Origin of the sequence: Streptomyces sp. NPDC090127, assembly GCF_044746945.1 — a bacterium.
Lineage (GTDB): Bacteria > Actinomycetota > Actinomycetes > Streptomycetales > Streptomycetaceae > Streptomyces.
Map to the genome: position 1 here is coordinate 516391 of NZ_JBIVDE010000002.1, position 13633 is coordinate 530023.

Annotated in this window: 15 protein-coding genes; 3 read left to right on the forward strand and 12 right to left on the reverse strand. The window is 73.1% G+C overall.

The annotated features are described in order from the left end of the window. Nucleotides 1-11: 11 nt before the first annotated feature. The 5 genes from ACIPPS_RS07970 to ACIPPS_RS07990 form a co-directional block, all read right to left on the reverse strand. The gene (locus tag ACIPPS_RS07970) at nt 12-845 is read right to left on the reverse strand and encodes an enoyl-CoA hydratase/isomerase family protein (protein ID WP_401428215.1); all 834 of its coding nucleotides are present in this window, start codon (nt 843-845) and stop codon (nt 12-14) included. 158 nt (nt 846-1003) lie between these two features. Further along, nucleotides 1004-1759, reverse strand: a complete 756-nt coding sequence (locus ACIPPS_RS07975; protein WP_401428217.1) for a PIG-L deacetylase family protein — start codon at nt 1757-1759, stop codon at nt 1004-1006. Nucleotides 1760-1778: 19 nt separating this feature from the next. Next, the gene (locus ACIPPS_RS07980) at nt 1779-2678 is read right to left on the reverse strand and encodes an SIS domain-containing protein (protein WP_401428219.1); all 900 of its coding nucleotides are present in this window, start codon (nt 2676-2678) and stop codon (nt 1779-1781) included. A gap of 128 nt (nt 2679-2806) precedes the next feature. Continuing rightward, nucleotides 2807-4105 carry an alpha/beta fold hydrolase gene (locus ACIPPS_RS07985; protein WP_401428221.1) on the reverse strand — a complete coding sequence of 433 codons (1299 nt, stop codon included), beginning with the start codon at nt 4103-4105 and terminating at the stop codon, nt 2807-2809. Between the two features lie 71 nt (nt 4106-4176). After that, entirely contained in the window at nt 4177-5721 is a 1545-nt protein-coding gene (locus ACIPPS_RS07990) for a cellulase family glycosylhydrolase (protein ID WP_401428223.1), read from the reverse strand. Nucleotides 5722-5823: 102 nt separating this feature from the next. On the opposite strand from ACIPPS_RS07990, the gene ACIPPS_RS07995 reads away from it, so the two are divergent. Beyond that, nucleotides 5824-6987: an ABC transporter ATP-binding protein gene (locus ACIPPS_RS07995; protein WP_401428225.1), complete on the forward strand. Its 1164-nt coding sequence runs from the start codon at nt 5824-5826 to the stop codon at nt 6985-6987. A 120-nt stretch (nt 6988-7107) separates the two neighbouring features. Here the strand turns inward: ACIPPS_RS07995 and ACIPPS_RS08000 are convergent, their stop codons facing one another. Continuing rightward, nucleotides 7108-7653, reverse strand: a complete 546-nt coding sequence (locus tag ACIPPS_RS08000; protein ID WP_401428228.1) for a GNAT family N-acetyltransferase — start codon at nt 7651-7653, stop codon at nt 7108-7110. A 47-nt stretch (nt 7654-7700) separates the two neighbouring features. Here ACIPPS_RS08000 and ACIPPS_RS08005 point away from each other — a divergent pair, with 47 nt between their 5' ends. Then, nucleotides 7701-8255 carry a DinB family protein gene (locus ACIPPS_RS08005; protein WP_401428230.1) on the forward strand — a complete coding sequence of 185 codons (555 nt, stop codon included), beginning with the start codon at nt 7701-7703 and terminating at the stop codon, nt 8253-8255. A 72-nt stretch (nt 8256-8327) separates the two neighbouring features. On the opposite strand, the gene ACIPPS_RS08010 is transcribed toward ACIPPS_RS08005, so the two are convergent. The 5 genes from ACIPPS_RS08010 to ACIPPS_RS08030 form a co-directional block, all read right to left on the reverse strand. Next, nucleotides 8328-9284, reverse strand: coding sequence for an ABC transporter substrate-binding protein (locus tag ACIPPS_RS08010; RefSeq protein WP_401428232.1), 957 nt, complete (start codon nt 9282-9284; stop codon nt 8328-8330). Continuing rightward, nucleotides 9281-9955: an ABC transporter permease gene (locus ACIPPS_RS08015; protein ID WP_401428234.1), complete on the reverse strand. Its 675-nt coding sequence runs from the start codon at nt 9953-9955 to the stop codon at nt 9281-9283. Before ACIPPS_RS08015 ends, ACIPPS_RS08010 begins: the two co-directional genes overlap by 4 nt. Beyond that, a complete protein-coding gene (locus ACIPPS_RS08020; RefSeq protein WP_401428236.1) occupies nt 9952-10632 on the reverse strand; it encodes an ABC transporter permease in 681 nt (226 codons plus the stop codon). Before ACIPPS_RS08020 ends, ACIPPS_RS08015 begins: the two co-directional genes overlap by 4 nt. A 211-nt stretch (nt 10633-10843) precedes the next feature. Then, nucleotides 10844-11116, reverse strand: a complete 273-nt coding sequence (locus ACIPPS_RS08025) for a DUF6381 family protein (RefSeq protein ID WP_401428238.1) — start codon at nt 11114-11116, stop codon at nt 10844-10846. Between the two features lie 158 nt (nt 11117-11274). Beyond that, on the reverse strand, nt 11275-11670 hold the full coding sequence (locus ACIPPS_RS08030) for a VOC family protein (protein ID WP_401428240.1): 396 nt from the start codon (nt 11668-11670) through the stop codon (nt 11275-11277). 194 nt (nt 11671-11864) lie between these two features. On the opposite strand from ACIPPS_RS08030, the gene ACIPPS_RS08035 reads away from it, so the two are divergent. Next, the gene (locus ACIPPS_RS08035) at nt 11865-12647 is read left to right on the forward strand and encodes a TSUP family transporter (protein WP_401428243.1); all 783 of its coding nucleotides are present in this window, start codon (nt 11865-11867) and stop codon (nt 12645-12647) included. Between the two features lie 74 nt (nt 12648-12721). Here ACIPPS_RS08035 and nadE read toward each other — a convergent pair whose 3' ends face one another. After that, nucleotides 12722-13549: an ammonia-dependent NAD(+) synthetase gene (gene nadE, locus ACIPPS_RS08040; RefSeq protein WP_401428245.1), complete on the reverse strand. Its 828-nt coding sequence runs from the start codon at nt 13547-13549 to the stop codon at nt 12722-12724. Nucleotides 13550-13633 lie beyond the last annotated feature (84 nt).

Here is a 13633-nt window from a genome sequence, read left to right on the forward strand (position 1 = left end):
CCGGCCAGGGGTCAGCCGCCCTCGAAGCGCGGGGCCCGGCGCTGCGCCTTCGCCGCGTAGCCCTCGCGGGCGTCGTCGGAGGAGAGGGTCAGGGCGGCGGCAGAGGCCGCGCGGTCGAGAGCGGCGGCCAGGCCCTGGTCGGCGTAGGCGTCGATATTCCGCTTGATCGCCCGGACCGCGAGCGGCGCGGCGGCCGCGATGGCGGCCGCCGTCTCGCGGGCGGTGTCGTCCAGCTCGTCGCGTGGCGTGACGAGCTGGACGAGGCCGAGCCGTTCGGCGGTCGGCGCGTCGATCCGGCGGCCGGTGAGGGCGAGGTACTTGGCCCAGCCCGCGCCCGCCTCGCGGGCGATCCGCAGATCGCCGCCCGCGTCGACGGCGACGCCGATGCCCGCCTCGGGGAGGGCGAAGACGGCGTCGACGGCGGCGATCCGGATGTCCGCCATGAGGGCCAGCTCGAAGCCGAAGCCCAGGCAGTAGCCCTGCACGGCGGCCACCACCGGCTGGGGCAGCCGGGCGAGGACGGCGAAGCGCTCGTGGACCCAGCGGATGCCCTCGTCGTACCGCTGGATCTTCTCGGCGGTCGTGCGGCCGGTGATCCCGCCACCGGGCGCGGTGACGTCGATGCCCGCGCAGAACGCCCGCCCCTCGGCCCGCAGCAGCACCGCCCGCACGCTCTCGTCGAAGCGGATCCGGTCGGCCATCACCCCGAGCTGCCGACTGGCCTCCCAGCTCCAGCCGTTGAGCTTCTCCGGCCGGCAGAGCGTGAGCACCCCGACGCCGTCCTCGACGACGAGGGTGAGCCGGGCCTCCCCCTCCGGGATCTCCCTGTCGAGCGTGTCGATCACGGCCCGCCCCCCTTCTGACGCTACGTCAGTTACCGGGCCAGGCTAGGGCGTCTGGGGGTACGGAAGGAAGCCGCCCGCCGACATCCGCCGCACCCGAAGGCACGGACGGAGGCGCGGGCGGAGGCACGGACGGAGGCACGGGCGGAGGCGGGCGCTGTTCACCGGGGAAAGAGCTCGAAGGCGACGGTCGGGCGGTCGCCGTAACGGGACGCGAAGCGCTCGTTGTTCTGGGCCAGGAAGGTACGGACGTACTCCTCGGGGTCCTCGTCCGTCAGAGCCTCGATGTAGGCGCGGTGGGCGAGCAGCGACCGGACGGAGCGCTCCTGACCGGGGGTGGCGTCGACGGCGTGGGTGGGGGTGTTCGATCCGGCGACCGCCACCCAGCGGACCCCGTTCCACGGCTCCAGGCCCTGCTCGGTCAGTTCGGGGAAGATCCAGCGGTTGCCCGCGTCGCCCGCCGCGTCGAGCGTGGCCCGGCCGACGGCGACGTGGTCGGGGGTGTTCCAGAAACCGCCGACGGCCGGCCCCCAGGTGTCACGGTGGTTGAGCGTGATGACCAGTTCGGGGCGGTGGCGGCGCAGGGCCGCCGCGATGTCGCGGCGCAGCCCGAGTCCGTAAGTGATCACGCCGTCCCGGTGGTCGAGGAACTCCACCGCCGACACCCCGACCACCTCCGCGCTCGCCCGCTGCTCCCGCTCGCGCAGCGGGCCGCAGGTGGCGGGGTCGAGCGTGTCGATGCCGGCCTCGCCCCGGGTGGCGAGGACGTAGACGACCTCCTTGCCGGCGTCCGTCCAGGCCGCGATGGCGGCGGCGCAGCCGTACTCCAGGTCGTCCGGGTGGGCGACGACGGCGAGCGCGCGCTGCCAGTCGTCGGGCATGTCGGCCAGGTGCGTGGTGCTCGTGTCCTCGATCATGGGCGCAGGATACGGCCGCTCACCCCCGGATCGCCCCGGAGAGGATCACCGAACGCGAGGCGTGCCGGGGGCGGTCGGGGTTCAGGCCGCGCCGCCCGGCGAGCGTGACCGCGAGGCGCTGGGCGCGGACCAGGGCGGCCACCGGGTCGATCGCGTCGGCGGCGAACAGCGCCCCGGTGGACTCCACTTCGTCCCGCAGGCCGCCCGGCTCGGGACCGAGGCAGCACACGAGACTGGTGCGGTCGCTGATGACGATCGGGCCGTGCCGGTACTCCATCGCCGGGTACGACTCCGCCCACGCGCGGGCCACCCCGCGGAGCTTGTGCGCGGCCTCGTCGGCGAGTCCGACGGTCCATCCGGCCCCGAGGAAGGTGAACTGGCGGCGCCGTTCCCAGGCGGCGGGCAGCGGTTCGTAGAGGGCGAGTTCGGCGTCGGCGATCGACGGGCCGAGGTCCACGCCCAGGCCCGCGCGCAGCAGCTGGAGGGCGGTGGTGGCGAACCGGGTCTGGACGACGGAGCGCTCGTCGGCGAAGCCGAGGCCGATCACCTGGTCCGCGTGGTGGGCGGCGCGGCTGTCGGGGCCGCCCGTGAGGACGAGCGTGGGGATCCGGCCGGAGGCACGGGCGAGCAGGGTCGCCACCTCCGTGGTCGAGCCGGAGCGGGTGAGGGCCACGATCCGGTCGTAGCCCCGGCCGAGCGGGGTCTCGTCCGAGGCGGGGAAGGCGTCGGTCTCGCCCGCGCCGAGGGACTCGCGCAGGGCGGCGTAGGCCCGGGCCATGAAGTAGGAGGTCCCGCAGCCGACGACGGCGATCCGCTCGCCCGCGCGGGGCAGCAGCCGGGCGTGGTCGGCGGCCGTGTCGGCGGCACGACGCCAGCACGCGGGCTGGGCGGCGATCTCGGCTTGGACGTGGGTGGTCATGTCCGGGTCCTCTCCTGGTGCGCTCCGGACGAGTTCTATCCCCCCGCACCACGAGCACACCATGAGCATTCAGGACGCACTCCTTGGACTTTTACCGGCGGGGGAGTCCGGCCCTCGTGCCGGGGCTGTCAGAGTTCGCCGCGGGCGAGGGAGAGCAGCCGGTCCAGGACGCGGGGGCCGCCCGCCCGGACGCCGTCGTGCTCGAACTCGTCGGTCACCCAGGTGCGCAGGCCCCGGATGGCGCGGGCGGTCTCCAGGGAGTGGCCGGTGTCGACGTACATGTCGTCGTGGTAGACGGCGGCCGCGACGGGCACCTCGTTGGCGGCGAGCCGCGCGGGGTCGTAGAGCGGCGCCCAGTCCGTCCGTTCGGCCAGGAGGTGGGCCGTCTCGCGCAGCGGACGCAGCGCCGGGTCGGTCTCGAAGTGCCAGGGGTGGACGGTCTCGCCGGTGAAGAGCAGGGGCCCGTCGCCGGCCAGTGTCTTCTCCGCGTCGAACTCGGGGAACTCCGCCCGGACCCGTTCGGCGGCCCAGGCGGTCGGCCCCTGCCCCTGGGCGTAGATGGCCTCGTGGAGCACGGCGTAGAGCGGGTGTCCGGCGTACGAGAGCTGGGCCTGGACGTTCTCCAGGAAGGCGTCCGCGAGGGCGGGCCCCGCGGCGGTGGGGACGAAGGCGTCCTCCAGGAGGAGGTGCAGCTGGTGGGTGCCCTCGCCGCCGCCGAGCAGGATGCCGAGGGACTGGAAGGACCGGGCGGTGAGGAGCCCGCCGTTCGGCAGGGCCGCGGGGCGCTCCAGGAGGTGGGCGGCGATCCGGCGGGCGCGGGCGACGTCCTGCGGGTAGCGGGCGTAGTGGGCCTCGGTCTTGCGCCGGACGCGGGGGTAGGCGGCCCGGTAGACGTCGTCCGCGCTCGCGTGCAGGGAGGGCAGCCCGCCGGTGACGAGCGCGGTGCTCAGCCCCTCGGGGGCGGCCGCGAGGTAGTGGGTGGCGCAGAAGCCGCCGAAGCTCTGGCCGAGGACGGTCCAGGGGGCGCCGCCGGTGAGGTGCTTCCGGACGGTCTCGCAGTCCTGGACGATCGCGTCGGCGCGAAAGTGCCTGAGGTACTCGGCCTGCTGGCGTGGGGTGCCGCGCAGCGGGAGGGTCTGGCGGGTGGCGGGGGTGGAGTGGCCGGTGCCGCGCTGGTCGAGGAGGAGGACGCGGTACTCGCGGACGGCCCGGCCGAGCCAGGCCTGCGGGCCGATGAAGCGGCGGGCCCCGAACCCGGGCCCGCCCTCCAGGTACACCAGCCACGGCAGGTCGTCCCCGGCCCGGTCGCTCGCGACGACCTCACGGCCGTACAGCTCGATCCGCTCGCCGTCGGGGACGGCGTGGTCGAGCGGCACGGTGAGGCGGTGGTCGGTGAGGACGAGGCCGGGCTGGCGGTAGCTGGTCAACGCTGCTCCTGTTCGATACGCCCCCGCCCGTCCAGTGCATCACAGGCGGCGGGACGGGGGCGCGTCGAGGGTCAGGAGGTGGGGAAGTCGTCGGCGGACCTGATCCGGTCACGGATCCAGACGCCGGCCTCCTTCAGCGACGAGGTACCGGCCCAGGGGCCGTTGCTGTCGCAGGTGCCCTCCTTGAAGACGGCGCCGGAGCGGAAGTCGTCGGAGAAGTTCCAGTTGGTCCAGCTGATCTTCTTGGCGGCCATGAGGTCGAGGTACTTCTGCGTCATGGTGAAGTCGTTGGCGCCCTCACCGGCGTAGTCCTGGGTGCCGAACTCGGTGACGAACACGGGGATCCGGTCGGCGGCCCGGGAGAGGGTGTTCAGGTACGCGTCACGGTGCGACTTCGCGTAGAAGTGGAACGTGTACATGACGTTGGACGCGTTGACCGGGTTGCTGACGACCTCGGTCTCGGTGGCGCCTTCCGAGACACCCAGGGAGGACCAGGCGCGGGTGCCGAGCAGGATGGGGGCGTTGCCGTCGATGTTCCGGATCACCGGGACGATCTGCTCGTGGTAGCTCTTGATCCTCGACCAGCTGACACCGGACGGCTCGTTGGCGACCTCGTAGAAGATGTTGTTCTTGCCCTGGTGCCGGGTGGCGATGTCCGTGAAGAACGTCCTCGCGTTCGCGAGGTTGGCGTGGGGGTCGCCCGGGTCGAGCATGTGCCAGTCGACGATCACGTACATGCCGCGCGCGGTGGCCTGGTCGATCAGCGTGCTGGCGAGGTTGGTGTACCTGGTCGGGTCGGTCTCCCAGCCGTCCTCCTGGACGTAGGTGGAGACGCGCAGGATGTCGGCCCTCCAGTCCGTGGCGAGGGCGTCGAGCGATCCGTCGGTGAGGCACTGCGGGTACCACTGGGTGCCGTGGCTGGACATGCCACGCAGCTGGACGGGCTTGCCGTACTGGTTGCAGAGCTTGGTGCCGCAGACCGACAGCTGGCCGTTGACCTCGACGGGGGTGCCGACGACGGGCGGCGGGGTGGTGGCGCCCTCGACCTTGATGTGGTCGACGTTCGGGCCGCCGGCGGCGGTGGTGGCGGTGGCCCGGACGGTGTTGGCGCCCGCCTTGAGGTTCGCCGTGACGGTGGTGGTCGCCCAGCTCGTCCAGGCGCCGGTGCCGGCGAAGGACTTGCCGGCCGCGACGGCGGTCCCGTTGACCGTGATGTCCATCGGGCGGTCGGCGCTCGTCCCGTTGGCGTAGCGGAGGGTCACGGTCGCGGAGCCCGCCTGGGCCGCCTTGACGTTCCACTGCACGGAGCTGCCGGTGACGTTGTCGTAGTTGACGAACCCGCTGCCGGTGAAGCCGGCGTGGTTGGACTCGACGACGCCCTGGGCGACGGTGCCGCTCTCCGCCTCGTGAGTGACGGGGGCCGCGACCGCGGCGGGGGGCGCGGTGGCCAGCCCGAGGAGGAGCGCGGCGGCGGCGGTGCCCGCGGCGCCCAGGGATCGCAGCCTGGGACGTGCTGATCGTGCCGATGTCATGGGGGCTCCCGGGAACGGGTTATTGGAAGGAAACTTTCCTAACGAAAGGAATAGCAGTCCCCACGGTCGCGTCGCAAGGGTCATGACAAGTACGGGCCCGCGGGGCCCGTACGGCCACGGCGCGGCCCCGTCCCCGACTGGCCCCGCCCCCGTGCGCCCTGGCCCGGTGCCTCCTAGCGTGGATCCATGATCCGGTTCGAGCAGGTCAGCAAGGTGTACGCGGACGGCACGACGGCGGTCGACGGCCTGAGCTTCGAGGTCGCCGAGGGAGAACTGGTCACCCTGGTGGGTCCGTCCGGCTGCGGCAAGACGACCACGATGATGATGGTCAACCGGCTCATCGAGCCGACCTCCGGCCGGATCCTCGTCGACGGGAAGGACATCGCCTCGGTCGACCCGGTCAAGCTGCGCAGGAGCATCGGTTACGTGATCCAGCAGGTCGGGCTCTTCCCCCACCGGACGATCCTCGACAACACCGCGACCGTGCCCGCGCTGATCGGCTGGAAGAAGGCGAAGGCCCGCGCCCGCGCCGCCGAACTCCTCGACCTCGTCGGCCTCGACCCGACGACGTACGGCTCCCGCTACCCGTCCCAGCTCTCCGGCGGACAGCGCCAACGGGTCGGCGTCGCCCGCGCGCTCGCCGCCGACCCGCCGGTCCTGCTGATGGACGAACCCTTCGGCGCGGTCGACCCCGTGGTCCGCGAGCGGCTCCAGAACGAGTTCCTCAACCTGCAGGCCACCGTCCGCAAGACCGTCCTGCTGGTGACCCACGACATCGAGGAGGCCGTCCGGATGGGCGACCGGATCGCGGTGTACGGAGAGGGCCGCATCGAGCAGTTCGACACTCCGGCGGCCGTGCTCGGCACGCCGGCCACGCCGTACGTCGCCCAGTTCGTCGGCGCCGACCGGGGCTTGAAGCGGCTGTCGGTGACCGAGATCGAGCCGGACGACCTGGAGCAGCCGTCGGTGGCCCGCCTCGACGAGCGCGCGGCGGACGCGGCGGCCCGGCTGCGCGGGGAAGGGGCCCGCTGGGCGGTGGTGCTCGGCACCGACGGCGACCTGCACGGCTGGGTGGCGGCCGACGCCCTCTCGCTGGCCGGCGAGGAGGGCACGGTCGGCGACCTGGCCCGCCGCATGGAGGCCTGGGTGCCGGTCGGCGCCCCGCTGAAGCACGCGTTCAGCGAGATGCTCCAGCACGACGCGGGCTGGGTGGCCGTCCTCGACGGGACCCGCTTCCTCGGCGTCCTGACCCCGGCCAAGCTCCACGAGGCGCTCCGCCGCTCGGTGGACGCGGACGCGCAGGGCGTGGCGCGCGACGAGGTGGACTTCGACTCGGTCGCCGACGCGTGAGGCCCTTCCTCAGGAAGACGCGAGCGAACTCCGCCGTACGCCCCACGGTCACGGAGGCGTGAGCGAACTCCCCGAACGCCCCACGGGAACGGAGGCGTGAGCGCGGACCATACGCCGCACTCACGGAGGCGTCAGCGAGGGTCGTACGCCGAACCACTGCTCGGCGCCGTACTCCTCGAACCGCTCCACCTCCTCGAACCCCAGCTTCGCCGCGAGGCGCATCGCCCGGTCGTTGGCGGTCTGCGTGCAGAGCACCACCGGCTCACCGGGGAGCGCGGCGGCGAGCCAGTCGAGTACTCCGACGCACGCCTCGACGGCGTACCCGTGTCCCCACGCCTCCGGCAGGAACAGGTAGCCGAGCTCGGTCTCCCCGGCGTCGGGGCGCACATGCCCCGGGCGCACCGGGTCGCGCCGGTCGAGCGTGACCATGCCGATCATCGCTCCGTCGAGATCGACCACGAAGAGGCCGGGGCGCCGCCCGGGCACCTCGGGCACCGCGCGTTCGAGTTCGTCACGCGGTCGGGCGCCACCCACGTAGGTTCCCACCTCAGGCGACGCGAACAGCTCGACGAACGCCGCACGGTCCCGTGCCTCGGACGCGCGCAGCGTGAGCCGTTCGGTCGGTATCGGGTCAGGTGGCCAGGAGAGAGAGCCGCGTCCGCTCATGCCGGGGGAACCTACCGCACGCCCGCTGTTCGACAGGGTCTGCGGCCATGACGGAGGGCAGAACCGAAGCGTGGCCGGAACCTCCACTCGCCGGCACCGAGGCAGCGGCCGTCCTCGGCGCCCTCGAACGGCAGCGGGCCACCCTGGCCTGGAAGTGCTCCGGCCTCGACGCCCCGGGCCTTCGCGCCACACTCGGCACATCCACCCTCACCCTGGGCGGACTCCTCAAGCACCTGGCGCACGTGGAAGACAGTCACTTCGCCCGGCTGTGGCTCGGCCCCCCCGTCGGTGCTCCCTGGGACACCGTCGACTGGGACAGCACTCCCGACTGGGACTACCGCTCCGCCGCGCAGGACACCCCCGAGCAACTGCGCGCTCTCTGGCGGGAATCAGTCGCCCGCTCCCGTGCCGTCGTCGACGAGGCGCTCAGCACGGGCGGCCTTGACCAACTCGGCGCCCACACCACCCGTAGCGGCGAACGCCCCAACCTCCGCCGTATTCTCCTGGACCTCATCGAGGAGTACGCCCGTCACGCCGGTCACGCCGACCTCATCCGTGAGTCCGTCGACGGGCTCACGGGCGAGGACCCGCCGAAGCCGTAGTCCCTCGTGTCGTAGCGGGGGCGAACGCGACGAGTGAGCGATCCGGCAGTCACAGGATCCGCCGGACGGTTCCTAGCCGGCGGGGATGAGCTCCTTCTCCTGGAGATAGGTCCGCGCGACGTCCTCAGGGAGCCGCCGCCAGCTGTCCACCTGCTCGTTCATGGCGGCCAGGTCGGCCGTGGTCAGGACCGAGTTCAGCCGGTCGAGGGCCTTCGTGACGCCCTCGCTGCCCGCGCGGGAGCGGTTGACCACGGGGACGATGTAGTCGGCGTTCTGGAGGTGCTTGTCGTCGGCGAGCAGCACCAGGCCGAACTCGTCGAGGGTGGCGTCGGTGGTGGTCGTCAGGACCATCTGGTCCTGCCCGCTCTGCACGGCCTGCTTGGCCTGCGTGGTGCCGACGCCCTTCGGGTCGACCGCGGTGACGTCGATCCCGTACGTCTCGCGCAGCCCCGGCGCGCAGTACGGCCGCTTCACGCACTCGTCGCCCGCCGCGAGCCGTACGGGCAGCTTCGCCGCGCCCAGGTCGCTCAGGGTCTTGAGCCCGTGCTCGGTGGCGAACGCCCTCGTGACGGCGAAGGCGTTCTGGTCGACGGCCCGGCCCGGGTCGAGAACGGTCAGCCCCCGAGGGGTGGCGAGCCCACGCAGCGCGGTCATGGTGGCGGTCAGGTCGGGCGAGCCGACCGCCGGCGCCTCGGCCCCGTTGGCCTTGGCGTTCAGCCAGTCCGCGAAGGTCGCCGCGTACTCCGGTACGACGTCGATCTGGCCGCTCTCCAGGGCCGGTTCGTAGATCTCCCGGTTGGTGACCGCGAGGATCTCCGTGCTGTAGCCGGCCTCCTCCAGGAGCAGCGCGTACATCTGGGCCAGCAGGTCGCTCTCGGTGAAGCCCGCCGAGCCGATGGTGAGATGGCGGCTGTCGCCGGGCGGGGCGGTGACCTCGCCCTGGTCCTCCAGGGACGGGCCGGTGGTGCACCCGGCGAGGGCGAGCAGGGCCCCCGCCGCCCACGCCACCGCCGCTCGACGTCCCTTCATCCCGCGCTCCCCCGCGCCCAGGCCGGGGCGAGGCGCTGCGCGCCCTCGAAGACCGCCTCGACCACCAGGGCGAAGAGGGCGACGAGCACCGCGCCCGCGACGACCTGCGGGGTGGAGGCGAGGTTGAACCCGGCGGTGATGATCCGGCCGAGTCCCCCGCCGCCCGCGAGCGCGGCGACGGTCGCGGTGGCCACCAGCTGCACGGCGGCGATCCGGACCCCGGTGAGGATCAGCGGGAGCGCGAGCGGCACCTCGACGCCGAGGAGCATCTGGCGGCCGGTCATCCCCATGCCCCGTGCGGCCCGTACGACATCGGCGTCGACCCCGCGCATCCCCACGTACGCGTTGGTGAGCAGCGGCGGGATCGCGAAGAGGACGAGCGCGATGATCGTCGGCCAGTCACCGTAGGCGCCGATCGGGCTGAGCAGCAGCAGGACGAGGACGGCGAAGGTGGGCACGGCGCGGCCGACGTTGGAGAGGTTGACGGCCAGGGCGCCGCCTTTGCCGAGGTGGCCGAGGACCAGCGCGACCGGAAGGGCGAGGGCGCAGCTCAGCACGAGGCAGACGACGGTCAGGTAGAGGTGCTCGGCGAGCCGGTTCCAGACCCCGTTGTCGCCGGCCCAGTGGGCGGCCGTGGTGAGCCAGTCCCAGGTTGCGGAGAGGGTGTTCACGCGGCCTGCCCGCGGGTCCAGGGCGTGAGCACCCGCTGGATGCCGAGCAGCAGCAGGTCGGCCGCGACGGCGATGACCACGCAGAGGACGGAGGCGGTGAGGACCTGCGACTTGAAGTAGGTGTTCATCCCGGAGTAGATGAGGTTGCCGAGGCCGCCGTAGCCGACGATCGCGCCGATGGTCACGAGGGAGACGGCGGAGACGGTGGCGATGCGCAGCCCGGCCATCGCGGCGGGCAGGGCGAGCGGAAGCTCTACGGTGAGCAGCAGCCGGACCGGGCCGTAGCCCATGCCGCGCGCGGCCTGCCGGGTGTCCTCGGGGACGGCGCGGAGACCGGCCAGGATGTTCCGTACGAGCAGGGTGAGGGAGTAGAGCACGAGCCCCGCGATGACGATGGAGGCGCTCAGTCCGTAGACGGGCAGGAGCAGCGAGAACATCGCCAGGGACGGGATCGTGTACAGGATCGTGGTGACCCCGAGGACCGGCCCGGCGGCCCAGCGCCAGCGGCGGGCGGCGACGGCGAGGGGGACGGCGAGCAGCAGGCCGATGACGACCGAGACGAGGGTCAGTTGGAGGTGCTGGAGGACGGCGTCGCCGAGGATCTCGCTCCGGGAGGACAGATAGGCGCCGCAGATCCATTCGTTGCGCGCGAGGCAGTCGTCGGGAGGCGCGGTCATCCCCCCATTTCAGGCGGCGACCCGCCCCGCCGCACGCCGGACCGGGCCGTTCGGGCCGTGGGCGGGGGCCGGCACGGGGGGGGTGCGGAGGGTTTGCGCGCAGGGTTTGCGCGGGAGGCTGGCGCGAGGGCCTTGTGCGGGGGCTTGCGCAGAGGCGACCGGACGGGGGCTTGCGTCGGGCCGACCTGTCGGCCAGGGCCTCGGGGTCAGCTCACCCGGGGTAGCGCTCGTGGAGGTCGTCGGGCCAGGGCTCGTGCTCCTCGCGCAAGGCGCCCTCGCTGCGCTCCTTGAGGCGCTCGCCCTGCTCGCGCAGGCGGTCGGCCTCCTCGGGGTCGGAAGTCCGCCGCGCCCGCTGGAGCAGGTTCTCCGCCTTGTCGCGCTCGTACTGCGCGTGGGCGTGGGCCGCCTCGCCCTCCCGCCGGGTCTCCCGGCCCCCGTCGTCGCGATCCCTGTCGTCCCGTTGCCTGCCGTCGCGTGCGGTCATCGCGCACCTCCTCGGCGTGCGGCTTCCCGCCCCCCGGGAGGTGAAACACACCTCCCGTGGGCGGACGGCCCGGCCCCCTGGCACGGGAGGTGGAACACCCCTCCCGTCGGCGGACGCCCCGGCCCCTTGGCACGGGGGCCGGGCCGTCTCCGTACGGCTCAGTCCTCCTGCAGGACGGACAGCACGTTGCCCGCCGGGTCGGTGAACCAGGCGATGCCCGCCGGACCGTCGCCGCCGGGGCCCTTCACGACGCCCTTGGCGTCGTGCTCGAACCCCGGGTAGCGCTGGAGCGAGACACCCCGCTTGGCCAGCTCGTCGACGGCGGCCTCGATGTCGTCCACGGGGAAGTTCAGGATCGTGAAGGAGGCGGGCGTGTGGTTGTCCTTGGGGTAGACGAAGACGTTCGCGCCGCTCCCCAGCTTGATCGTCAGCATCTGCATCTCCCCCTCGCCGACCATGTCGACCTGGAGGCCGAGGGTGTCGCCGTAGAACTGACGGGCCCGGTCGAGATCGTCGACCGAGAAGCCACTGAACGCCTTCGACTGTCCGAACATGCCGTTGTCTCCTTCGCGTGTGCCGTTCGGGAATTCCGAGGGCACACCCAGCGGACCACCATCCGGACACCCTCCACGCGGGCTCACGTCCGGATGGTCGCCGCCCGTCACCCTCAGGGACCTCACCGCCCCCGGAGGCACCGCCGGACGTCGGCCTGTCCGATACTGGCCGGATTGATCACAAGGGGGCAGCGGTGGACTGGTGGCTCGGACTCGGCGCGGTGGCCGCCGGATTGCTGATCGCCGTGGTGACCGCGCCGGTCGGGGTGTCGGGGGCGGTGTTCCTCCTGCCCGTACAGCTGAGCGTGTTCGCGGTGCCCAACCCGGCGGTGACCCCGACCAACCTGCTGTACAACGTGGTCGCGGGCCCCGGCGCCCTGTGGCGCCACCACCGCACCGGCGGTCTGTGGTCCCCGCTCACCCGTCGCCTGCTCGCCGGGACCCTCCCCGGAGTCGTGGCCGGAGCCGTCATCCGGGTCTTCGCCCTCCCCGGCCCGACCGTCTTCCGCCTTCTGATCGCCGCCTTCCTCCTCCCCCTCGGCCTGTGGCTGTGCGCGCGCACGCTGCGCCCGAGGAGCGCCGGGCCTGTGCGGGAGCCGTCTCCGCGCGCCCTGGGCGCGCTGGCCCTGACGGTGGGAGTCGTCGGCGGGATCTACGGAATCGGCGGCGGCTCCCTGATCGGCCCGATCCTCGCCGGCCGCGGCGTTCCGGTCTCCCGCGTCGCCCCTGCCGCCCTCGCCGCGACCTTCGCCACCTCCCTCGTCGGGGCCGCGACCTTCGCCCTGCTCTCCCTCACCCACAGCGGCGCCATCGCACCCGACTGGTTCCTCGGCAGCTGCGCGGGCCTGGGCGGCCTGGGCGGCGGCTACCTCGGCGCCCGGCTCCAGCCGCGGCTCCCCGAGACCTTCCTACGGTTGCTCCTCGGCACTCTCGCGGTCGGGGTCGGCGCCCTCTACGCCGTCCAGGCCCTCACCTGACCTGGTCGGCCAGGCCCTCCGACGGGGCCGACGGCTGCTGTGCCGCCGACCCCACGGCCGAGCCCGATCAGGACTCAGGGCGCGATCGGCAGCCGGCGCTTGTGGTCGGTGAGCCGGTAGCGGCGGACGATCGCGTCGTACGCGGCCTCCGCCACCGGCTTGCCCTCCAGGAAGTCGTCGATGTCGTCGTACGTGACACCCAGCGCGTCCTCGTCGGGCTTGCCCGGGTCGAGCGTCTCCAGGTCGGCCGTCGGGGTCTTCCACACCAGCTCGGACGGGGCTCCGAGGGCTTCGGCGCAGGCCCGCACGCGACGCTTGGTCAGGCCGGTCAGCGGGACGACGTCGGCGGCGCCGTCACCGTACTTGGTGAAGAAGCCGGAGACCGCCTCCGCCGCGTGGTCGGTGCCGACGACCAGGCCGTCCTGGGCGCCCGCGACGGCGTACTGCGCGATCATGCGCTGGCGGGCCTTGATGTTGCCCTGGACGAAGTCCTGGTGGCGGGCGTCCCGGAAGGTCACCCCGCCGGACAGGCAGGCTTCCAGGGCGGCGTCGCTCGCCGGCCTGACGTCCACGGTGAGGACCCGGTCGGCGGCGATGAAGCCCAGGGCGAGCTGGGCGTCCTTCTCGTCGGCCTGGACGCCGTAGGGCAGCCGCATGGCGTAGAAGGTGGCGTCGTGGCCCGCCGCGCGGGCCCGTTCCACGGCGAGCTGGCAGAGCCGGCCGGCCGTGGTGGAGTCCACCCCGCCGCTGATCCCGAGGACCAGACCGCGCAGCCCCGTGGAGGTGAGGCGCTCGGTCAGGAAGGCCACCCGGCGCTCGATCTCGACGAGCGGGTCGAAGTGCGGGGAGACCTCGAGGTCCCGGGCGATCTGCTGCTGGGCGGTGGACGCCGCGTCGGTCACGGAGTGCTCCTCGGGTGGCTCTCGTGGTTCTCGGAGTGGTTTCTTCGGTGGTACGGGGGCTGGCTGGACCCCCGCCCGTCGGTC

Bases quoted from the DNA above. Each gene is read 5' to 3' on its own strand.
- ACIPPS_RS07975 (WP_401428217.1), bottom strand. From the start codon at position 1,759: ATGATCGAGGACACGAGCACCACGCACCTGGCCGACATGCCCGACGAC.
- ACIPPS_RS07980 (WP_401428219.1), bottom strand. From the start codon at position 2,678: ATGACCACCCACGTCCAAGCCGAGATCGCCGCCCAGCCCGCGTGCTGG.
- ACIPPS_RS07990 (WP_401428223.1), bottom strand. From the start codon at position 5,721: ATGACCCTTGCGACGCGACCGTGGGGACTGCTATTCCTTTCGTTAGGA.
- ACIPPS_RS07995 (WP_401428225.1), top strand. From the start codon at position 5,824: ATGATCCGGTTCGAGCAGGTCAGCAAGGTGTACGCGGACGGCACGACG.
- ACIPPS_RS08000 (WP_401428228.1), bottom strand. From the start codon at position 7,653: ATGAGCGGACGCGGCTCTCTCTCCTGGCCACCTGACCCGATACCGACC.
- ACIPPS_RS08005 (WP_401428230.1), top strand. From the start codon at position 7,701: ATGACGGAGGGCAGAACCGAAGCGTGGCCGGAACCTCCACTCGCCGGC.
- ACIPPS_RS08010 (WP_401428232.1), bottom strand. From the start codon at position 9,284: ATGAAGGGACGTCGAGCGGCGGTGGCGTGGGCGGCGGGGGCCCTGCTC.
- ACIPPS_RS08020 (WP_401428236.1), bottom strand. From the start codon at position 10,632: ATGACCGCGCCTCCCGACGACTGCCTCGCGCGCAACGAATGGATCTGC.
- ACIPPS_RS08025 (WP_401428238.1), bottom strand. From the start codon at position 11,116: ATGACCGCACGCGACGGCAGGCAACGGGACGACAGGGATCGCGACGAC.
- ACIPPS_RS08030 (WP_401428240.1), bottom strand. From the start codon at position 11,670: ATGTTCGGACAGTCGAAGGCGTTCAGTGGCTTCTCGGTCGACGATCTC.